Annotated in this window: 16 protein-coding genes and 1 pseudogene; 9 read left to right on the top strand and 8 right to left on the bottom strand. The window is 44.7% G+C overall.

Annotation, left to right across the window (positions count from 1 at the left end):
• Positions 1 to 73 precede the first annotated feature (73 nt).
• The 7 genes and pseudogenes from LAY57_RS00410 (at position 74) to LAY57_RS00380 (ending at position 8,392) form a co-directional block, all read left to right on the top strand.
• Positions 74 to 1,153: a caspase family protein gene (locus tag LAY57_RS00410; protein WP_249064295.1), complete on the top strand. Its 1,080-nt coding sequence runs from the start codon at positions 74 to 76 to the stop codon at positions 1,151 to 1,153.
• Between the two features lie 119 nt (positions 1,154 to 1,272).
• A complete protein-coding gene (locus LAY57_RS00405) occupies positions 1,273 to 3,372 on the top strand; it encodes an MPP10 family protein (protein ID WP_249064294.1) in 2,100 nt (699 codons plus the stop codon).
• 11 nt (positions 3,373 to 3,383) lie between these two features.
• Positions 3,384 to 5,711 carry a hypothetical protein gene (locus LAY57_RS00400; RefSeq protein ID WP_249064293.1) on the top strand — a complete coding sequence of 776 codons (2,328 nt, stop codon included), beginning with the start codon at positions 3,384 to 3,386 and terminating at the stop codon, positions 5,709 to 5,711.
• 102 nt (positions 5,712 to 5,813) lie between these two features.
• The gene (locus LAY57_RS00395) at positions 5,814 to 6,740 is read left to right on the top strand and encodes an IMS domain-containing protein (protein ID WP_249064292.1); all 927 of its coding nucleotides are present in this window, start codon (positions 5,814 to 5,816) and stop codon (positions 6,738 to 6,740) included.
• A gap of 100 nt (positions 6,741 to 6,840) precedes the next feature.
• Positions 6,841 to 7,542, top strand: a complete 702-nt coding sequence (locus LAY57_RS00390) for a M15 family metallopeptidase (RefSeq protein WP_249064291.1) — start codon at positions 6,841 to 6,843, stop codon at positions 7,540 to 7,542.
• 276 nt (positions 7,543 to 7,818) lie between these two features.
• A pseudogene (locus tag LAY57_RS00385) lies at positions 7,819 to 8,004 on the top strand (type II toxin-antitoxin system HigB family toxin); the annotation flags it as partial.
• Positions 7,985 to 8,392, top strand: a complete 408-nt coding sequence (locus LAY57_RS00380; protein WP_249064290.1) for a helix-turn-helix domain-containing protein — start codon at positions 7,985 to 7,987, stop codon at positions 8,390 to 8,392. The pseudogene LAY57_RS00385 and the gene LAY57_RS00380, both read left to right, overlap by 20 nt.
• A gap of 245 nt (positions 8,393 to 8,637) precedes the next feature.
• Here the strand turns inward: LAY57_RS00380 and LAY57_RS36095 are convergent, their stop codons facing one another.
• The 7 genes from LAY57_RS36095 to LAY57_RS00345 form a co-directional block, all read right to left on the bottom strand.
• A complete protein-coding gene (locus LAY57_RS36095) occupies positions 8,638 to 11,481 on the bottom strand; it encodes a glycoside hydrolase family 10-like protein (RefSeq protein WP_249064289.1) in 2,844 nt (947 codons plus the stop codon).
• 53 nt (positions 11,482 to 11,534) lie between these two features.
• Positions 11,535 to 14,201 (bottom strand): DEAD/DEAH box helicase, encoded by a 2,667-nt coding sequence (locus tag LAY57_RS00370; RefSeq protein ID WP_249064288.1) that lies wholly within the window; start codon positions 14,199 to 14,201, stop codon positions 11,535 to 11,537.
• A gap of 376 nt (positions 14,202 to 14,577) precedes the next feature.
• Positions 14,578 to 14,757, bottom strand: coding sequence for a photosystem II assembly protein Psb34 (gene psb34, locus LAY57_RS00365; protein ID WP_249064287.1), 180 nt, complete (start codon positions 14,755 to 14,757; stop codon positions 14,578 to 14,580).
• Positions 14,758 to 14,866: 109 nt separating this feature from the next.
• Entirely contained in the window at positions 14,867 to 15,139 is a 273-nt protein-coding gene (locus tag LAY57_RS00360) for a hypothetical protein (RefSeq protein WP_338022335.1), read from the bottom strand.
• Between the two features lie 23 nt (positions 15,140 to 15,162).
• A complete protein-coding gene (locus tag LAY57_RS00355) occupies positions 15,163 to 16,005 on the bottom strand; it encodes a thiazole synthase (protein ID WP_275993429.1) in 843 nt (280 codons plus the stop codon).
• Positions 16,006 to 16,293: 288 nt separating this feature from the next.
• The gene (gene thiO, locus LAY57_RS00350) at positions 16,294 to 17,373 is read right to left on the bottom strand and encodes a glycine oxidase ThiO (protein ID WP_249064285.1); all 1,080 of its coding nucleotides are present in this window, start codon (positions 17,371 to 17,373) and stop codon (positions 16,294 to 16,296) included.
• A 214-nt stretch (positions 17,374 to 17,587) separates the two neighbouring features.
• Entirely contained in the window at positions 17,588 to 17,926 is a 339-nt protein-coding gene (locus LAY57_RS00345) for a 2Fe-2S iron-sulfur cluster-binding protein (protein WP_249064284.1), read from the bottom strand.
• Positions 17,927 to 18,002: 76 nt separating this feature from the next.
• On the opposite strand from LAY57_RS00345, the gene LAY57_RS00340 reads away from it, so the two are divergent.
• Entirely contained in the window at positions 18,003 to 18,182 is a 180-nt protein-coding gene (locus tag LAY57_RS00340) for a hypothetical protein (protein ID WP_249064283.1), read from the top strand.
• Between the two features lie 36 nt (positions 18,183 to 18,218).
• Entirely contained in the window at positions 18,219 to 19,892 is a 1,674-nt protein-coding gene (gene cimA / locus LAY57_RS00335) for a citramalate synthase (protein ID WP_249064282.1), read from the top strand.
• 402 nt (positions 19,893 to 20,294) lie between these two features.
• Here the strand turns inward: cimA and LAY57_RS00330 are convergent, their stop codons facing one another.
• Positions 20,295 to 21,143 (bottom strand): TetR/AcrR family transcriptional regulator, encoded by an 849-nt coding sequence (locus tag LAY57_RS00330; protein WP_249064281.1) that lies wholly within the window; start codon positions 21,141 to 21,143, stop codon positions 20,295 to 20,297.
• Between the last annotated feature and the right edge of the window lie 53 nt (positions 21,144 to 21,196).

Here is a 21,196-nt window from a genome sequence, read left to right as displayed (position 1 = left end):
CACTCATTTGCCCTGTTACAGATGTTATACTCAAAAAAATTACGTTGCTTGGTCAAAGCCAATAGCGCTGTACATGGCAAACGCAACTTTTTCTAACGGTCACGCCCTACTGATTGGTGTTGGTGCTGATTTACCAGTTACCGTAAAGGATGCAACAGCCTTACGAGATGTGCTGATTGACCCAACCCGTGCGGCCTACCCACCAAAACAAGTTGAACTATTGACGGAGGCTAAAGCAACTCGCCAAGAGATTCTTGAGGCTTTTGACCGACTTATCGAGCAGGTCAATCAAAATCCTGATGCTACAGTAATTATCTACTTCTCCGGTCATGGTGGACGGATTGAGTCCCTTGATGGCCCTCCTGAGTATTTCCTAGTCCCATCTGGTTTTAACTGGAACCAACGGGCAGACACCGCCATTTCAGGATTGGAGTTTACTGAAAAGATTGAAGCAATCAAAGCTCGAAAGCTCGTTGTTCTTTTAGATTGCTGTCATGCAGGTGGTGTGCCAGCACTGAAAACACCAGGTACAACATTTATCAAGTCACCCGTGCCGCCTACTTTACTAAGTAGCTTGGAAAGCGGTAGTGGTCGGATTGTTGTTGCCTCATCGCATGAAGATCAGTATTCCTATACTGGCAATCCATATAGCGTCTTCACTGCCTGTCTGCTAGAGGCTTTACAGGGTAAGGCATCTGTAAATCAGGATAATTATGCCCGTATTCTCAACGTTTTGAGTTACTTATTCGACCAAGTACCCAAGCGAACAACAGATAAGCAGAAGCCTTTTGTCAACAAGATACTCGACCTAAGTGATAACTTTCCGCTTTGTTACTATGCAGGTGGTGAACTAAAATTACGGGTCGAAGTACAAAGTTCTGAGCCAGTTTTTCGACTCAATCCTTTGACTGCTAGTGAGGACACCTTGACGAAAATGAAGAGGGAGCGAATACAGAGAGAAATAAGTATAGCCGCTCAAGAGCGTAAGTCTGTAACTGAAAAAATAGAAGTCATAGTTAAGGCTCTTGATATCGAAGATAATGCTTTGCGAGTGCGTAGTCTTAAAATTCAAAAAGAGCGATATGAAGAAGAACTTAATCAAATTCAAGAAAAAATTGAACAGCTTCAAACAAAAATGTCCTTACTTACTTAGTTTTTAGGGAGGAAGAACATAAAGGAAAAAAGTCTAAAAACTACCATTAATTAGAGTAATAACGAGCATTCTGCAATCTATGGCTGATGGATAATTATATAGGTAGGAATTGAGCGGCAATGACAGACAAAAAAAATGCTGATTTGACACCTGAAGAATCTCAAACTCCGAAAAGTTCCGAATCTGGGCAAGAAGCGCCTAATCAGGAAGCAAAGTTAGATGCTGAGAACAAAGCAGAGGAACCCGATGCTGCTAAGAAACCAGCTGGAGTCAACGCCAAAAAAGAATCTCAAGATTTTTTTGAAAAAATTCATCAAAAATCTCCCAGGCAAGATTCACATCAACCTTCTTCAAAGAATGATGGCGACGAACAAAAAGAAGATTATTCAGATATTTTAACTGAAGATCCAGAGCTATTGCAAACCAAGCTAAAGCGATATGAAAATGATCATAAACAGAAACACAATGAGTATAATATTTTAACTGAAAATATAGGAATACTAATAGATTCTATTCACGATGACAGAAGATCCGGCTTACAAAAAGATAAAGATTCAAAGCAAAGGGCAGAATTTGAACAACAGAAAGAATCAATTAACAAAGATATTGAAAAGCTTGAAAATAATATACATCTAATCAAAGATAAATTAGCAAAAGTTGAAACACTAAAAAGTAAAATACCTGGATATAAAGGTGAGGTAACCGAACTTACTAAAGAAGATGAGAATATTTCTGCTAATTCACTGTTTGTAGAAAATAAACCTATTAAAAATACAGTACTGTATGTAGCTACATTTTTCCCAGATCTGAATCCCCATGATTTCGATCGAGTTGTTTCATTTTTGTTAGAAGAGCAAACAACTACTGTCATGGTAAAGTCGCAAATAACTACAGAACATGGCGAAATACGACTGATTGAAGCTCCGAAAGAAAAGCCGCTAACCGAAATTTGGCAAGAGAGCCAACACGATCAAGTTTTAGACAATTGCTACCTTAATTCCGTTTATCTAGAAGATTTATCACAAATACAAATAATTGATTTTAATTTTCTATCCTTAAGAGACAAGCTTAAAAAATACTTTAAGAAAAAGCTAAGTTTATATTTATCCAAACAATTTAATCGCTCTCGATTCTTAATATTTTCACTTTCTATAAAGGTAGCTATTAATGCAATATATTTATCAGTTGATATGGCTATTTCTTCTCCTTCTGCTTATGGAGAGGATTGGCTGTTTGAAATTATTGTAGGATTTACTGAAAAGGCAAATTATAACATTGATAACGATAGCGAAAGCGAACCAGAACCACAACTTAATAGATTACTGGCAGAAATTACACCCGAAAAAAGAAGCTCTTTTGTCTTTAATCGCGTATCAAGTTTGATTGTTGAAATGCTCGATTACTCTCAGCTACAGGACGTAGTTAAGAATTTCTTTGAAAAGTTGATGTTAGTGAAACGCTATGATGCTGTTCTAGGAATTGTCAAACGTTTGCGTTCGGCACCTCAATTTGATGAACTTTACTGGATAAAGCAGCTGTTAGACCGGGGAGATGAAAAAATACGATCCGATGCTTATAAGTTCTTATACAGTCAGCTAGAGCAAAACAGTTCCTGTATTTACGAGCTACTAGATACTATAAAAGCTTGGTTACCTGAACGAGATCGTACTCCAAAAACATATTCTCAATCCAATCAATATGCTTTACGGCTATTGGTAGAGTACTGTTCAGAAACAATCCGGGATCTAGACTTCAAGGACTATGGTTGCTGGCCATCTAAGTATCCACTGTTTGCGCCTCTGCATGGTAGCTCAATTGAGAGCAAGCTAGAGACTTTAGTTACTTGGATCTTTCATCCAGGTTTGAACTATATCCTCAAGTATATTTTCGACACTAATACTACACAGTTTATTGGCTTCTTGGTTGCAGAGTGGTTTACTATCTTATGGGGGTTGGAAAAAAAAGAGCCTGAACAAGAAGCTTCTGAAGTAGCTGATAACTTAATTCGGCAAATAATTTTAAACACTAATCGTTCCCAACAAAAAGAGCTTGTTGAATTTTGGACAACACTTACAGATAATTTGCTAGATGAAACTGAATTTTATGGAGAGTCTGAAGATAAGAAATTAAGGAAAGAATCTTTACGTAGGCGTAATTTAGTCAAACAATTGAAGAAACAATTCAAAGCTTTTCAAAAAAACATACCCGTAGCAAAATAAGGAGATTAACAATGAGTCAAACTAATTCTTTAGTTAAAGTCATTAGGGAAATAGATGCCAAAACAAGAGAAGAAAAAGCAAAAGCAAAATCTTCTGATGAAAAAGTAGTAATTATTGATAAGAAAAAATGGCAAGCCGTACCCAAAAAGCCTTTGTTTGGGGATTTAGCGTTTTACCTTGTTTGCAATAATAACGACCCTTCAAATATTGCTGAACGTCAAGCTCTTCCCTACTATCTAACGTATTTTGTTACGGGTGAGAAACTCGGTATTTCTATCACCTACTGGGCAAGTTGCGAGCCTGGCAATGAAGAGAAAGTGGCAGAAACTCTCTGTCGTGGCAAGACTTTGGGCGAAGCACTTGATAAAAAAATTGAGAAATGGATTGCTGATTTTACTAGAAATGATGCTTCTGTATTCCTGGAAAACTATTCTATTCAATTAGCAAAATTACGAGAGTATGTAAAAATAAAGGTTAAAGAAGAGGTTGGTATAAACCTCGAACTGAAGCTTTCCCTTGAGAAAGAGGCTCAACTTCAACCTTTTACAATTCCCTCTTTTCCAATGGATGTGTACGTTTCTGATTGTGATGATACATTAGAGCTTCAAATTCAAACTGAGTTAATTGTTGATGAAAACAATAAAGTAAAAGCCATATTCAATGATGTCAAAGATGCTCTCAAATGGCGAGAATTAGTAAAACAGTTTAAGAGTGAGGTTAAAAATTACTTACTACGTCAAATTACCATAGACCAGTTTAGCTATGAATTGAAAGATACTGTCCGCGACCAACTGGTAGCACATTTAAACTCCATTTTAATTAATTATGGTCGGAAAGTAGGGTACTTATCTCTCAGCAGTAATGCGGTTGCCTCAGCCAAACAGCTTGTCCCAATAAAATGTAAGGTGGAGTGCGAGGTTCAGAAATATTCAGAACCAATATTTGTTGGAAACACCATATTGATGTTGCCTCTAAATACAGCAAGGTATAAACCTAATGAAGCTTCTAAATTGGCAGAATGGGTTGAGAGCGAACTAGAAAAAATTATCAAGCCTTTAATGCTTAAGAAGAAGTATATCGATGTTTTGTGCGATTTTGAGGATGTGGCTGAAGAAATTAAAAAGCAGATGCAGTATGAGGCTAAGTCTATTGGCTATGCAGTGAATCAGATTGTCTCTGTCCCCAACTTAGAACACCTTGAACTCAAAGAAAATTTTGATATAGAAGTTTATCAAAAAACTTTTGCAACTAATGATGCCAATGTCAAAGTAATTTTAGGCATATCTGCTACTGCAAAAATTGAAGACTTCACCAAAATACAAGATTACTTGAAGCCCAAAACTGACATCAAAAAGTTAATTGAGGAAACAATTTACCGTGCTACGAGTCAATTTTTAAATAACATCTCACCAGAACGATATTATATGCGTTTTTACCATGCTGGTGTAGATGAAAATGGACGCCCTGAGAGAGAATCAGTTCAAGAAGAATTAATAAGTGTAATCAAAAAAGAACTAAAAGCACGTTTCAGTGCTGAGGTTAGCAGGATAACTACAAATATATATGACACAGAGATTGCCAAACACTTCAAAAAATTGTATGGAATGATAGGTTCCTTTGCTGTGGAAGTCTCTTCAAATGTTGATATAGAGGAAGCAGTTAAATTCCAGGGTGATTTCCAGATTGAGGGTGTTGAAACAAATAGTTGGTATAAATTTCAAGCTCGAAAGCCTGAAATCGATAAAATTCGTGAATCTCTTGAAAAAAATCTTAATAGGAATTTAAGTGCTTTTACTAAAGATGACCTACAGTACATAAACTTGGAATACCTATCTTTGATAGAGCGTCTGATAAACGAGTGGGCTACAGATATTGTAGTTGAACAATTTGGTTTAAAAATCCGCATAACCAATTTGTATCGTATACGTACCGAACAAGAAAAGCTTCTGGCTGGGGAGAAAGTGAACCAACTCCAGGCAGCTCGCGAAGCAAGACAAAAACAACTTGCTGCTCAGGGTGAAATGACTTCAATAACAAATCAGTTTAAATTGTCAGAATTAACTAAACTGCGTGAAAAACGCTTGAAGCTTATTGCAGGCGAGGATAATGAAGATGAAATTGAAGAGTTAGATGAGAAAATTCGCGTTCTAGAAAAAGAAGTCCGGGTTTCCTCTTTGGAAGAAGCTACAAGCAAGGTTGTAAAACCCCAAACATCGAAATCTCCAAGTCTTCGTGAGGTAGCCGAAAAAGCTAAACTTCAGGGCAGTAAAAACAATCCGGCTCTAGATACTGCTCATGACACAGCCCTTCCAGAACTAGAAGGAAAAAATAGTGAGTGAGTAATTAGTTGGCATTATGTGACAAATCAGTTACATAATGCCTTGTCGCACAAGAAAGACTAAAACCAAAACAGTTAATAATCAGAAGCAATAAACTGAACTATGGAACAGATTAGAGTAACATTCCAAAAGCATGAGGGAAGCGATGAGCGGACGCTAAATATTTTACTAGATGAGAAGTTAGGTGAATTCCGTAAGGAGGTGCAGACACTACTGGGCTTGCCAGATGACCCACCTTGCCGACTTGTGCTGGATAGAACTGGCGAAGAATTAAGGGATAATGCGACTGTTAGAGAAGCAGGCATTCAAGCCAATGACAAGCTCTTACTGTTCCCGTTAGGTGCTTGGCAAGAAAAGAATAGCAGAGGTTCTGTTTCCAGCAACATTAAAGCTGTCCAGGAGCGAGATGGCATCTCTAGGGACACTGAAACTATCCAGCCAGAGCCAACTAAGACGACGTTCTCAAGTTTAAAGGATTGGCAAAAAGCGACGATAACTGGTAGTGTGATTGGGACGTTTATGCTTGTGGCTCTGGTTTTGACTAGACCTCAAACGCCGCCATCTCCCCCACCTACGCTACAACAAACAACTGCACAACAACAAATAACTGCTCAACGGCCTTCACAATCACAGCCAATTTCACAGGAAGAGGCTGTCAATTTGATTCAGAGATGGCTACAAGCCAAGCGAGTAATGTTGGCTCCTCCTTATAATCGTCAAATTGCTGCTGAAATAACAACTGGTGAGCAATATGATAAAACTGCTGGCCCTGATGGGTCGATTGATTGGCTAGAGAAAAATAATGCTTATTACCGATTCGGTGTCCAAAAAATTGATGGTGTTGAACGATTAGTCACCAATGGTAATGAAGCGACTATTCAAGTAAGAGTTACTGAAGACAGGACACTTTATAAAGATGGAAAAATTGACCCCAATGAAACTGATTTTAAAACGCGAACAGTAGTGTACAATTTGCAGTTATTAAATGGTACTTGGAAAATCGTTTCTTATAAAATAATAAAAAAATAAAATAATTAAGATGGTCTTCAAAAAAAAGTTTGCTCACTTTAAATTTATATTAATTACAATTCTAGTCGCGTTTACTGTAGTGGTATGCGGGGCTTTATTGGTGCAATTATCGTCCCAAAATTTACCAGTTCAGTCTACTACTAAATCTCCTTCTAATCTGGTTTCTCCTCAGCCCAACTCAAGTTCTCCTGTTCCATCTGCATCAGTTGCACCAACTAATTCGACGGTAGGAAGCGCCAATTTAGATCTAGCCCAGCAAGGATCTGTTTTTAGTCAGACTACTTATGGACATTTTCCTTATAAACAAGCAGATCCAAAGCGAATGATTATTGTAGCTAGTTATGCTACAGAAGAGTACCAGCGATTTGAATCAGTTGATCCAGAAGCCGGAAAAGCACTTATGAAGATGATTTATGCGGCTAGAGATGAAGGTGTCTGGATCATCCTTGTCTCAGGCTTTCGCACCATCAAGCAACAACAAAAATTATTTCAGGAACAGATTAAGCGTCGTGGTTCTCCTGAAGCAGCGGCCAAAGTCAGTGCTCCATCTGGGTATAGCGAACATCACACTGGCTTCGCTGTTGATTTAGCAGATGGTCAATTTCCTAAGCAGGATATTACCTATCAATTTGAAAATACCGCTGCTTATCGTTGGCTAACTCGCCGCGCTAAAGAATTTGGCTTTGAAATGTCTTTCTCACCCAACAATGCACAAGGGGTGAGCTTTGAGCCTTGGCACTGGCGATATGTGGGTTCACCTGATTCAGCCGCAATATTTGCAAATGCAAGAAACCTGCGATAGTTGGTGCGACTTAACACTTGAGAGTAAAAATATTTTTTGAAAGAGAGGATGCTTGCATTTTTCTACGCAATTTAGTATGATTATAAAAATGTAAAAATCAACCCTATCAAGGAAAAACTTATCCCTATGGACACAAAATCAAAGGCTAAATTACTAAAACTGTATGCACATTATCACCCCAACGAGACTTAATTTTGGGAAAAGCACCCTAATGCAGAAGTTAGCCTCCGGTTATGGAATAAACGCACAAAAAAAGCTCAATGGCAGAACCTTGATGAGTTAAGCCAAGACTTTGCCTCAGCAGATTTAGTTGCCAATCTAACGGTGTTTAACATCGGCGGTAATAACTATCGACTCATCACCTTGGTAGATTACAAAAAACAAAAAGTTTTTATCCGCCATGTCCTCACCCATGCAGAATATGATAAGGAGGACTGGAAAAATGACGACTGGTACACATAACAATAACGCTTATATAGAGTTGCTCAAAACTTTTGCTCCTCGCCCGATCAATTCTGAGGAAGAATTACTCGCTACGCAAAAAGTAATTGATTCGCTGATCGATCGCGGCGAACTAACAGCAGACGAACTAGACTACCTCAACGTTTTAGGTAGTCTAGTCTACGAGTACGAACAACTTCATCATGAACCGATACCCGACATTTGTGGTGTAGAGCTAATCAACGCGCTTTTGGTAGAATACGATTTGCAGCCCAAAGACCTACTTCCCATTTTTAAAACCGAATCCATTGTATCTGAAGTGCTAAGCGATCGACGCAAACTAACAGACATTGAGATGGGCCAACTCGCTGATTTCTTCCAGATGTCTCCTGATGATTTTTTGGGTTAAATTAAGCTAATTTTTGATTGATATCATGTCCTTGCTCATCGTTAGTGTAAGGACATGATATCGTCAAATTGTTTGTTGTCATCAGTAGTTAAATTTTTACCACAGACTTCGACGTGAGCGCTCAGTCGAACGATGAAGACAGATGAACGCAGATGAACACAGATAAGAATAATCACACGAATTTTTTAGATGAACGATGCGTAAGGACATGATATGATTCCTTATTTAAATGCGCCTCAGCTTAACTATCGTTGTGTCGCAGAAGAGTTTGGTCGATTCAATAAAACTCGTTCACCATAATTCAATAGCTTTTCTAAATTAGCCAGACGGTTATCCCAAGTTTGAACTTGATAGGAATTCTGTGTAGAATGCTGGCTCATCCAGTTGCGAAACTGCGAACGAAATGATTTTAAAGAATTCCTTGCTGCTGCGAAATTAGTGGGAGTTGGCTGTTGAGCTAGTTGATTTAAAGCAGTTGAAAGTGCTGAGCCTTGAGTGCTAAAAGACGATCGCATTCCCTCTGCCATCTGAAGTTGGTTTGTTTGTGTTTGCACCAGAAAACCCCATTCCCGCTGGAGAGAGGCGAAACCAGAAGCCGCCGAAGCGAAAGGCTGACGGTAGGGAATCGGTTCTTTTAAGCTAGCCCCGTTGTTGCCTTGGGTACGATTGAAAATCGATCGCAGTCGATCGCTAAAATGCTCGAAGGCAAATAGCGAGTAACCGCCGTTTGGCAAATCTCTCACAAACTGAATTTGATCGATCGCACTTATTTCCGGTAAGTTTAGAAGCAAAATCCCCGGCAATACCAGGGTTGAGCTTAAATCCGGGCTACTCAGCCAGGGTGCAGTAAGTTGAGAGAAACGATTGGTATCCTGAGCATAAGCCATCGGCACCACCAAATCCACATCGCCTCTTTTTGCCCAAACTTCCCAATTTTGTTGCAACTTTTGAATTCGTTCCTGTACGGGATACCCAAAAACAGCAGCCGACATAATTAAATTGGGACGGCGCTGGCGTGCCATGTGGGAAACTTCTGCCACGAAAGAATTAATTTGACTGGTACGAAACTCAGTCCACTTTTGCCACATTGGGCGATTGCTAGGAGAAATCTTCATCGGATCGACCCCAGCCATTTCCTGAAATAGCTGACGCGCCGCTTTCCCATATCCGTAGACCGATCCCCGACTGGGGTCTTGAAACGGGTAGCGAATGTAGTCGAGATGCAAGCCATCCACGTTATAGCGGCTGAGGATTTCATCGCACAAACTGAGTAAATAGCGCCGCACTTCAGGATTTGCCGGGTCTAGGAACGGCTTTGTCTGTCCCGCCGGAATCATCCGGCCTTGGTTATCGTAATTAGCCCAATCGGGATGAGCCGAAATAATTGGGCCGGGATAGTCAGGGGATAGGTTGAGAATGGCATTGTGACGCTGGTTGCCAACTGCAAAAGTCCAAACCCAGGCGTGCAATTCCATACCCCGCTCGTGAGCTAACTTAATCGCAGCAGCTAGGGGGTCCCAACCCTTTGTGAGCGGGTTCTGTTCTGGCGCGACTTGACTGGGGTAAATGGTGTAGCCTGCATTGACCGTTTCAAAAAAGACGGTATTAATTCCCGCTTGAGCGAGCCCATCAAAAATCTTGGCTAAGCCGCGTTCTGAGCCTGCTTGAACGATCGAACCGCGATCGAGCCAGATAGCCCGGATTTCCGATTGAACTATAGGGCTAGAGGTTGGGTAAAGGTTCCAGAGGTTAGACCGTGCTTGCAGCCATTGACTTCTAGCAGTGGCGTAGTCCCGTTTGGCAATCAATTGGGGGAATGCTTGCAGCACTTCTCGTGCATTTTGTAAAGTGCCAAGTGCTGTGTTCTGAGTGCTAATTGGAGAAGTAGAGGCGACTGTTGAAGAAGAGCTGATGGAGATAGTTTCTTTTCTCCCCGGTTCTGCCGCTCCCCCAGCAACCTGCACCCCTGTATTTAGACTGGCGGAGTTAACAGCCAAAATGGCGCTTTCCACGCGACCGAGGAGGTTTTGTAGTTCTTGGCGCATAGCGATCGCTTCTTTAGGCGCGATCGGTTCCCCATTTGGTGCAACGCGAATCCCAGCAGTCGCCACCCGTTCGGTCGGGTCAACTGGGGATTGGCGATTGGCGATTGGCGATTGGCGATTGGCGATTGGCGATTGTTCTCCCGCTCTCCCCCTCCCCCGCTCCCCCGCTCCCCCGCTCCCCCGCACCGCCGTCGTCGGTGTCTGTCTGGGAGCCGCTGCAACGTTGGGTAAAGCGCCAGGAGCGACGCAATTAGCGGAAGTTGGGGGAGGTGACACTCCAGCCTGGGCGATATTGCCATAACGGCTTAGAGCCGCCTTTAGCCAACCCAGATCCAGCTGAGCGCTAGCCGCAGTATTGACGCCCCAGCGCCAGCCTAAAAAAGTGGCGCGGTTAGTCGTCACAACTGCTGGAGGAGAGTCACTTATTGTCCAGGTGGCAGCTGTTTGACTGTTCAAACTGGTGGGAATGATCACGCCGCCGTGGATAGTGCCTGTGAGTTCCTGTCGCACCCACTCCTGAGTTCTGGTACGCATGGGTTGTAGCGCTTCTGGTTCGGAGAGAGGAAAAGCCCAGTAAGCACCCAAAAGACTGCGTAACATTTGGCGAACTCCCGGCGGGGAGAGGTTGCCCACAGGCCCGCTCGCGATCGCACGACCGCCTTTACTCATCCACGCTTCTAGAGCTAGAGTCTGCTCCTGGGTCAAGCTTTCCACATTCGGCAAGAACAGAACCGTGACGCCGTTCAAATCTGCCACATTTTTAATTTTTTCCAGGTCAACAACGCAATATGGCACGCCGCTCTCGCTTAAGCGAGTCGTAATGCCGCTCCATTGGGTAGCATTATCGGGGCTACGTACCACACCCAAGCGGATACCTTGCGCTGACGCAGCAGAAAAAGGTAAAAGCATTTCCAGGCAGAGCCAGGGAACGAGGTAAAAAGGTAAAAGAAACAGACGAAAAAGATATTCCAGTTTGATCTTTTGCTTTTTACTTTTTGATTTGTCAATTGTGACTTCTGACTTGCGACTCCTCACTCCTAACACCTGATTTGTGACTCCTCACAGCAATTTTGGATAAAGGAGAAGATTTAAATCCCCTAGCCCACAATCTCATTAACCGGGAACCGATCCATCAATTGGATAGCGCGGCTGGCATTTCGCTTCAATGAATCTGGTAAATAAGGTACGTGAGGTATTTGCGAGAGGAAATCTAACGTTCTGCGTAACATCCGCACCACATCTCCTTCATCTAAAGAAGTGTTTTCGCACAGATGCACCCAATCCACACCCAAAGCCCATTGTTCCACCAAGCCGATTAAATCATCCTCTAACCATACTGGCAAAGCGACATTGTGACGACGCTGGAGCTGGAATAGCTGGCGTCGCAAATTTCGCAATTTGTCTATAGCTTCCTCAACTTCTGGAGCGGGATCGAAGTTTGTTCTGGAATCTGGGCGGGGTGTTTCGGTAACTAGGGCGGCACAAGCCCCTGCCAGGTGATGGGGGTCTAAATCGTCAAATTCTCCCGACATCAGCGCCAATCCCAGCCATAGCTCGTTATCGCCGCGAATTGCTGCCGCCGCTTGTCCCATGCGAGTTGGCAGCAATCCCTCCAAGCAGCCAAACCCTTGCAAAATTTCAATCAAGTCGAGGAATTCATCCCAGTGCCGTTGGGTTTCGAGATCGAGTTTTTCTTGGCGATCGCTAATTTCCTCTTGCAAACTAAGCATACGACGGAAACGTTTGAGCAGCGCCGCTGGATTGCCCCACTGATGGATGGGGTGAGCGTCCAGTTGCGCTTCCACTGCCTTAACTCGGTGGGCTTGAGCCACCACTTCTGGGGGATCTTCAGGCGACGGTGGTGAGGGGATCGCACGAGCGACAGGGGCGCTAGCTTCTGTACCACTACGCACGCTACCGAGTTTCATGGGCAGTTCGGGCGGTGGCCCCTCCAAGTTATCGACAGCGGCAATGCGGGGCAATTCCGCATGAAAACCAACCACATCTACCGTCCCCACCACATACCAGCGGTTATCCTGCCCCAAACAGATCAGGTACGGACTTTGTCCTGGGCCTGGTATTTTATTTACTAATGTTGCTGAGATGGGGTTAGGAACGGGTATATGTCTGCCTTTGAGGCTAAGTATTGTTCCTGCTACGGCGAAATTGAGGGCAAGAGCCATATCGCTCGCCTGCATAGAGGCAGACTGCTGTTGCAGCGTTTTCAACAACTGCTTTTCTACCCTGAGTCGCTGTTGTAATTTTTCATAATTAGCCAACACGGCGGGGTCAAATTTTCCCAATTCTGACTGATATTTGGCCAACTCAGCCTCTCGATCGGCGATCGCTTGCTGTTGGGGTCTGAGCGTCAATGTCGCCAAGTACTGACCGAAACTGCGTTCTACGAGTGCTTTCGCCTGTTGGATGGTATGCGTTTGCAGGAGGTTCAGCACCATACCATAGCTGGGGGTAAACTGGCTGACTAAAGGATCGGGCTTGGATGTTGCCAGGTAAGCTGCTTCTTTTGCCCCTTCAAAGGGCGTTTGCAGCGTCACCACATAGCCTCTTTCGTCCATCCCCCGACGCCCAGCCCGACCGGCCATTTGCAAGAATTCAGAGGCGTTCAGCAATCGATGTCCGCGATCGGTCCGTTTGGAGAGCGTTGAAATTACCGTTGTCCGGGCGGGCATATTTATCCCCGCTGCCAACGTTTCCGTGGCAAACACCACTTTAATCAAACCCAGTTGGAACAGTTCTTCTACAAAGCCTTTCCAGGTGGGCAAAATGCCAGCGTGGTGGGCGGCAATGCCCCGATAAAGCGGTTCGATCTGCCCAACTCGACCAGCTTCTGGGTGGCGTGCCAAAAATTCGTCAATTCGCTGTTTTAGCTGTTGAGTTTCTGCTTTGTTAACCAGACTGAAATCCCCAATATCTTCCACTGCCTGGTCGCAGCCCCGGCGACTGAAGATAAAGTAAATTGCCGGTAGCATATCCCGTGCCTGCAATTGGCTCAGTACAAACGATAAACTGGGACTTTCCGGTCGTTTGCCGCCCCCTTGTTTCCCTTGAGCGCCTTTGGGTTTGAGGCGAAGGTTTATTTTCGTTTGGTCATCGTTGAGCAGGGGAAATAGCCCTTTGGGAGAACAGAAGTTAAATTCCAAGGGTACGGGGCGGAAGTCTGAGTAAATCAGGTCGGTTGGCCCGTGAACCTGGCCGATCCAGTCGGTCAGCTGTTCGCTGTTGGCGACTGTGGCAGAAAGTGCCAGTAATTGAATCTCGTGGGGACAATAGATGATCGACTCTTCCCAAACTGTACCCCGCTGGCGATCGTTCATGTAGTGACACTCATCCAGCACTACTGCTTCCACGCCAACTAAGGATGTGCCGACTTCCCCTATTGGTGTGCCGTAAAGCATATTGCGGAAGATTTCTGTAGTCATCACCAAGATGGGGGCTTCCCGGTTGATGGACATATCCCCGGTTAGCAGTCCCACATTCTCAACCCCAAACTGCTCGCTGAAGTCGCGGCACTTTTGGTTGGAAAGGGCTTTGAGGGGGGTAGTGTACAGCACCCTTCTGTTCCGCGCTAAGGCACGGTAAATGGCGTATTCTCCAATTAATGTTTTCCCCGAACCTGTGGGGGCACAAACTACGACTGAGCGATCGTCATTCAATGCCTCGATCGCATCTAGCTGGAATTTATCCAGCTCAAATGGGAATAATGTATTCAGGTCAAGCTCTGCTTTTGTACGCGAACGGTTCACACACGAATATTCCAAATAGTGTTGCAGACAAGGATTCACTCATATCTTGCACCAGCTTCAGAAACCAGGTTTCTCGCAACTGGCTAAACCTAAAAGCCTAGATTTTTCGTCTAGAAACCCGGTTTCTCAGGTCTTGTTGAGAATGGTGCAAGATGTGAGTTCACCAAACTCTAACCCAATTGAGATGCCGAGTCTGCCTGATTCTATCCAATTTTGGCATTTCTCAGAGATTCCTAACCAGGGGCTAACTTGCTAGGGGCGAACTTGCTAAGGGCTAGCAAGGCAACTTAATAAAACCGACCAGGCACCTGTGGAATTGGTAACCTGGTCATTTTAGGTAATAAAGGCTCGTGCCGATTATTAATAATTTTGATTGTTAGCTGACGCCCGAAACCGAGACAGCCACGAAGATCAGACTACCTACTAGAGCTAGAGCAGCCGCACCCATAATCACATAGTTACGCTGTTCGGTTTTGCTTGGAGGGGTTGCTTCGTAGATTTTTGGCTCGATCGCAAAGTTGTTCAGCAGACCGCCATCTTCTTTAATGTAGGGCATGAATATTATCCTCAGTTTTTTTGATCTTAATTTATCGTAACAATACTTATCATACTCGCTTTCTCAAAAAAACTTACAAATCTTTACAAAAACTAAGGAAAGTCAAAAGTCAAAAAGGGGAGGAGCAGAGGAGCAGGGGAGCAGAGGAGAAATTTTCTTGACCACTGACAACTGACAACTGACAACTGACAACTGACCACTGACAACTGACCACTGACCACTGACCACTGACAACTGACAACTGACTACTGACTACTGACCACTGACAACTGACAACTGACAACTGACAACTGACAACTGACAACTGACAACTGACAACTGACCACTGACCACTGACCACTGACCACTGACCACTGACCACTGACCACTGACCACTGACCACTGACAACTGACCACTGACTTTCCCTACCCAGTAATTTTGCCAGTTAGGGGCGAACTTGCACTGGCGTAAGCTTTCACCGGAATTCTCCCAGCCAAATAAGCGAGACGTCCTGCTTCGGTAGCCATACCCATCGCCCGTGCCATCGCGGCGGAATTCTGAGCTTGGGCTATGGCAGTATTAATTAACAACGCATCTGCCCCCATCTCCATTGCCGCTGCTGCTTCGCTGGGCGTTCCAATTCCGGCATCAACTACCACAGGAACGGTTGCATTGTCAATAATTATCTCGATATTCGCAGCATTTTTGATTCCCTGTCCCGAACCGATAGGAGAACCGAGAGGCATGACGGTAACGCAGCCGACTTCTTGCAAGCGTTTTGCCAGCAGTGGGTCAGCATTGATGTAGGGCAAAACAGCAAAGCCTTCTTTCACAAGCTTCTCAGCGGCCTCTAGAGTGCCGATGGGGTCTGGCAATAAATACTTGGAGTCGGGAATCACTTCTAATTTGACAAAGTTATTGTCCTCTTGCCCTAAGAGTTTAGCCATTTCCCGTCCTAATCTGGCTACGCGGATGGCATCTTCAGCAGTTTGACAGCCTGCGGTGTTGGGCAACATCCAAATTTTAGTCCAGTCTAGAGCTTCGGCGAGTCCTTCGTGTCCTGGGGCGTTGGTTTGCACTCGCCGCACGGCAACGGTGACGATTTCGCAACCGCTGGCGATGATGCTATGCTGCATTTCTCTTATGCTGCGATATTTGCCAGTTCCCGTCATCAGGCGGGATTTAAAAGTTTTTCCGGCGATGGTGAGAGGGCAATCTAACAAATTGACATCGTTTGTTTGTGGCGTTGATTTGTCTAAAATTTGCATTTTTTTATCTCTTGTATTCGTACAGTAGCGAGAAACCAGGTTTCTTATATTGTCTTATATTTCTCTATTTTCGGAGGTATAGCAACCGCTCTCGTCGGTTAGGACATTCTTAATTCCTTAAACCGTTCGGCTGAGTTTCGACAAAGACTTCGGCGTGAGCGCTCAGGCTTCGACGTGAGACGGTCGGCGAGCGCGCAGTCGAGTCGCGCTCAGCCGAACGTCTCACGTCGAAGCCTAGCCCCTAGTCCCTATTTATATATTCTGATTCGCACTTTGCTTTTTGTAACGCTAATTGTTTGTGAACCTGGAGTAGTTAAAATGATTCAGAAGCCGATCGCAATTTCGATCTAAAATCAAATCGGCCATTAGCAAAGCGGTGATAGGAGCTAACAAAATACCATTGCGATAGTGTCCTGTGGCTAAAATCAAATTGTCGTAGGCACTAGATCCGAGAATGGGTAATTCATCGGGAGTTGCAGGTCGAAATCCCCACCAAAATTCTATGATGGGAAAATGTTGTAATTCTGGATAAAGTCGGATTGCTCGTGCCAGTAATGCTTGCATCCCCGCTGGAGTATTATGCGGTGCGAAACCCACATTTTCGCTAGTAGCTCCTATAACAATTGTGCCATCTCGACGCGGCACAATGTAAATTTCCTCCCCAAACAAAACCTGTTTTAAACCCAGGGTTGGTGATGGCGATCGCACTGAGAGCATTTGTCCCTTTTTGGGATATACTGGCACTGGCAATAATTCATGTGCCCACGCACCAGTTGCTAAAACATACCGTTCGGCTTGCCAATCTCCGGCAGAGGTTTTTATAGAGGCAACTTGCCGATTGCGGATTTGGATTTTTTCAACATTTACGCCTTCGCTCATATTAACGCCCAATTCGCGTGCTGCTGCCCACAATGCTCTTGCTAAAGCACGATTATCGACTTGTGCGTCTTCAGGATACCACCATCCACCGACAACTTCCGAACTCAGTCCAGGCTGATGTTTATGAATGGCTTCCCTATCTAACCAAATGCTAACAGGACATTCTTCCTTGCGTTGTTGCTCCCCAGACCTATAAACTGGAGCTAGAATACCACAAGGCCAGTATCCGGTTTCTAAACCGCTGATTTCTTCTAGTTTTCTTGTCCAATCAGAATATATTGCCCGACTCTGCACGCACAAATCGAGCATCGGGCTTGGTAGTATTTTTTCGGCTTGGGGTGCGAGCATTCCGGCGGCGGCATGAGCTGCTGCTTGCTGAAAGTCTCGTGTCAGAACGGTAACATTTGTTTTGCGTAGTTTGAGTTCGATCGCAAGTGATAGCCCAACAATCCCACCGCCGATAATTAGAATGTCGCTTGGTATATTCATTTATTCAACAAGATTCTCTACCACAGCGCTGGAATGGGCTCCCAGAAGGATTGCTACAGCCACTGCGATCAAAACGCGAGGTTAGCTGAATAAGCCTATCTTTGTCCAATTAATAGCAATCTACCATTGGCTTGCTACAAATTGCGCCTTTCAATAGTAAGATGTCTAGGCGACAGGCAAATATTCACCGCTAAATTGCGATCGGGGATGGAAGTTATCCCTGGGCTGTCCACACGGTGCGATCGCCCTGCCCCCACATCCCATCAAATTTTGTCACGGTTACATCACCTAAAACTTGGGTTTGACAGGCTAAACGGAGGTTTTTCGCAGGAGAATGGGGAGGAAGACTTAGCCGCGTTTTCTCCCGCCAGCTAGCCTCGGAAACCTGCCCTTCCACCTTGACGGCGCAGGTGCCGCAAGTGCCGAAGCCATGACAGTTCACTACTTTGGCTTTATCGTTGTACAAAGCAATGTCATTTTCTAACAAGACTTTACGGAGATTCGCGCCAGAAGCGCATTCAAAAGTCTTTCCTTGTGCAGTTATCTTTGGCATAGTTATTTATCGATGCGTTTCTAAACATTTTTACATCTCTTAAACAATATCGCGTTTAGGCATTTCAACAACAGGCTTGGGGATTGGTCAGTTGTCAGTGGTCAGTTGTCGGTGGTCAGTGGTCAGTTGTCAGTTGTCAGTGGTCAGTGGTCAGTGGTCAGTTGTCATTCTCCTCCACTCTCCCACTCCCCCACTCCCCCACTCTCCCACTCTCCCACTCCCCCACTCCCCCACTCCCCCACTCTTCCCCTTTTGACTTTTGACTTTTGACTTTACTAGCCCCTCTCTCTCTATGACCCCTGACACATCTAGCCAGAAAATTTGGATTTACGATACAACTCTCCGAGACGGCGCTCAGCGCGAAGGATTGTCTCTATCTTTAGAAGATAAATTGCGAATTGCCCACCAACTAGACCGGCTGGGAATTCCTTTTATTGAAGGAGGATGGCCAGGGGCGAATCCGAAGGATGTGCAATTTTTCTGGAAACTGAAAGAAGAACCCCTGATTCAAGCGGAAGTGGTAGCTTTTTGCTCGACGCGACGACCGGGAACAACTGCCGCTGAGGATTCCATGCTGCAAGCGATTTTGGCGGCTGGGACTCGCTGGGTGACTATTTTTGGCAAATCCTGGGATATGCACGTCACAGAGAGTTTGAAGACCAGTTTAGAAGAGAATTTGGCAATGATCGGGGATACGATCGAATATCTCCGCAGTCAGGGACGGCGGGTGATCTACGATGCCGAACATTGGTTTGATGGGTACAAGCACAATCCAGCTTATGCTTTGAAGACATTGGAAAGTGCGATCGCAGCTGGTGCTGAATGGCTAGTCTTCTGCGACACCAATGGCGGCACCCTCCCCCACGAAATTGCCCAGATTGTTCGAGATGTGGCTAGTGCGATCGTAGATGGCGACATTTCTCAATCCAAAATCCAAAATCCAAAATCCAAAATCCAGCTGGGTATTCACACCCACAACGACTCAGACACAGCCGTTGCCAACGCTCTAGCTGCCGTGATGGAAGGTGTCAGAATGGTTCAAGGCACCATCAATGGCTACGGCGAACGCTGCGGCAATGCGAATCTTTGTTCTCTGATTCCCAATTTGCAACTAAAGTTAGGGTATTCCTGTATTAAAGATGAGCAACTAAAACAGCTAACTCAAGCCAGTCGGTTTATCAGCGAAATCGCCAATTTAGCACCCGACGAACACGCAGCTTTTGTAGGACTTTCTGCTTTTGCTCATAAAGGTGGCATCCATGTTAGCGCTGTTGAGCGCAATCCCCTGACTTACGAACACCTTGAGCCGGAACAGGTGGGCAACCGTCGCCGCATCGTTATTTCTGACCAAGCTGGACTGAGTAATGTTTTAGCAAAAGCCCGCAGTTTTGGCATCGACCTAGATAAGCAAAACCCAACTTGTCGTCAAATTCTCCAGCGCCTCAAAAAGTTGGAGAATGAAGGTTATCAATTTGAGGCCGCAGAAGCTAGTTTCGATTTGCTTATGCGCGAAGCTTTAGGGCAACGACAGCAGTTTTTTGAACTCAAAGGTTTTCGAGTACATTGTGATATTGTTGCCTGCGATCGCGAAAAAGACTGCCTTCCTTATGCGCTAGCTACTATCAAAGTGTCTGTGAATGGCAAAGATATTTTGGAAGCGGCTGAAGGAAATGGGCCTGTTGCCGCCTTGGATGCCTCTCTACGCAAAGCTTTGGTGAATTTCTATCCGGCGATCGCAGAGTTTTACCTCACAGATTATAAGGTGCGGATTCTGAACGGAGACAGCGGTACTGCGGCGAAAACTCGCGTTTTGATTGAGTCTAGCAACGGTCATCAACGTTGGACAACCGTGGGAGTTTCCACCAATATTTTGGAAGCTTCTTATCAGGCGGTGGTAGAAGGTTTGGAGTATGGTTTGCTGCTGCATTCTGCCGCGAAGGCTTCATCTCTAGGTGCTAGGGGTTAGGGAAAGAGAGAAATTTTAGATTTTAGATTTTAGATTTTAGATTTAATTTCAATCTTCTCCCTCTTTTCTCTTCCCTAGTCCCTAGAGCGCCAGTCCAGTAGAAGTATTTGACAAAATAAACTAAACGTGATTATTTCCACAGACCTCGGCAGGGCGAAGCATTCGGGCAAAAAAATTGTTGCCGATCGCAATCGACTGTGGCCCGAATGCTAATGCCTACGGCACGCTGCGCGAACGCCCCTACACAATACATATTTTGTCCTTTCTGTCAATTTATTCTACTGGACTGGCGCTCTAGTGCAGCGCGGCAGAAATAACCCACCAGGGAAGAAGTAGTTAAATGCCTGACACCAAAGGATTTTTGACTTTTGACTTTTGACTTTTGACTTCCGCGTAGCGGCACTAGCCCTCTTCCCCATTGCGAGCGAAGATTTCGATCGCTTCACTGCGAGTCAACTGATTTTTATGAGCTAGAGCCGCCAGTTGTTCCCAAGCTGTATCTGTGAGGCGAATTGACCGCAAGCGTTTTGGTTCGCTTTGATAGTCCTGTTCAAACTTACCAGAAGCGGAACGCTTGCGGCGAGAGGATTTCTGCCTGGTACCGGAATAGGGATCGGGTGGTTTTTCTTGGCGATCGACAGTAAACAAGAAAATCAAAGTGTCAATCAGGCGATCGCTTTCCATCGGCATAATCTCCTTCGCGTGGAGCATATCCTGAATAATCACAAAATGCACTAATGTACCGATAAACACTCGCGCTGCTGCTTCTGGATCGGGTAATCCCATTTCCTCATGAGACTTCAGGTATTTAAGGAGATGCTGAAAAATCTTTTTATCTACGTTACGAACAAAAATTTGAGCTAGTACGGGAAAACGACCTGATTCGCCAATAATCAGTCTTACTAAGTCTCGCAGTTCGTGCTTGTTCTTTACGGTTTTGACAATATTTGTGGCTAAGCGTCGCAGAACCTCAGCGGGTTCTCCTGACCAGGATTTTGGATCTTCGGGATTAAACGCGACCTGAAATTCATTTTGCGTCAATTGCTCAATCAGGGCGGCGAACAAGCTTTCCTTATCTTGGAAGTAGCTATACACCGTAGTTTTGGATACACCAGCCGCTGCTGTTACCTTGTCCATCGTGGTAGCAGCATAGCCATGCTCTAAAAACTCTTGCATCGCACCTTTGAGGATGGCTTCGACTTTATCTGCTGACTGGGGACGTCCTGAGCGATCGCCATCTGCCTTTTTCATCTTTCTTGTTTTTCGCTTGCTACTCTGCACTCTCAAGCATACCCCTTGACAAA

It is taken from the genome of Argonema antarcticum A004/B2, from assembly GCF_023333585.1.
GTDB classification, from domain to species: domain Bacteria; phylum Cyanobacteriota; class Cyanobacteriia; order Cyanobacteriales; family Aerosakkonemataceae; genus Argonema; species Argonema antarcticum.
This window is presented reverse-complemented; position numbering and strand designations above follow the sequence as displayed.

Coding starts and splice junctions, on each gene's coding strand:
- LAY57_RS00410 (WP_249064295.1), top strand. CDS start 74: ATGGCAAACGCAACTTTTTCTAACGGTCACGCCCTACTGATTGGTGTT.
- LAY57_RS00405 (WP_249064294.1), top strand. CDS start 1,273: ATGACAGACAAAAAAAATGCTGATTTGACACCTGAAGAATCTCAAACT.
- LAY57_RS00400 (WP_249064293.1), top strand. CDS start 3,384: ATGAGTCAAACTAATTCTTTAGTTAAAGTCATTAGGGAAATAGATGCC.
- LAY57_RS00395 (WP_249064292.1), top strand. CDS start 5,814: ATGGAACAGATTAGAGTAACATTCCAAAAGCATGAGGGAAGCGATGAG.
- LAY57_RS00380 (WP_249064290.1), top strand. CDS start 7,985: ATGACGACTGGTACACATAACAATAACGCTTATATAGAGTTGCTCAAA.
- psb34 (WP_249064287.1), bottom strand. CDS start 14,757: ATGCCCTACATTAAAGAAGATGGCGGTCTGCTGAACAACTTTGCGATC.
- LAY57_RS00355 (WP_275993429.1), bottom strand. CDS start 16,005: ATGCAAATTTTAGACAAATCAACGCCACAAACAAACGATGTCAATTTG.
- thiO (WP_249064285.1), bottom strand. CDS start 17,373: ATGAATATACCAAGCGACATTCTAATTATCGGCGGTGGGATTGTTGGG.
- LAY57_RS00345 (WP_249064284.1), bottom strand. CDS start 17,926: ATGCCAAAGATAACTGCACAAGGAAAGACTTTTGAATGCGCTTCTGGC.
- cimA (WP_249064282.1), top strand. CDS start 18,219: ATGACCCCTGACACATCTAGCCAGAAAATTTGGATTTACGATACAACT.
- LAY57_RS00330 (WP_249064281.1), bottom strand. CDS start 21,143: ATGAAAAAGGCAGATGGCGATCGCTCAGGACGTCCCCAGTCAGCAGAT.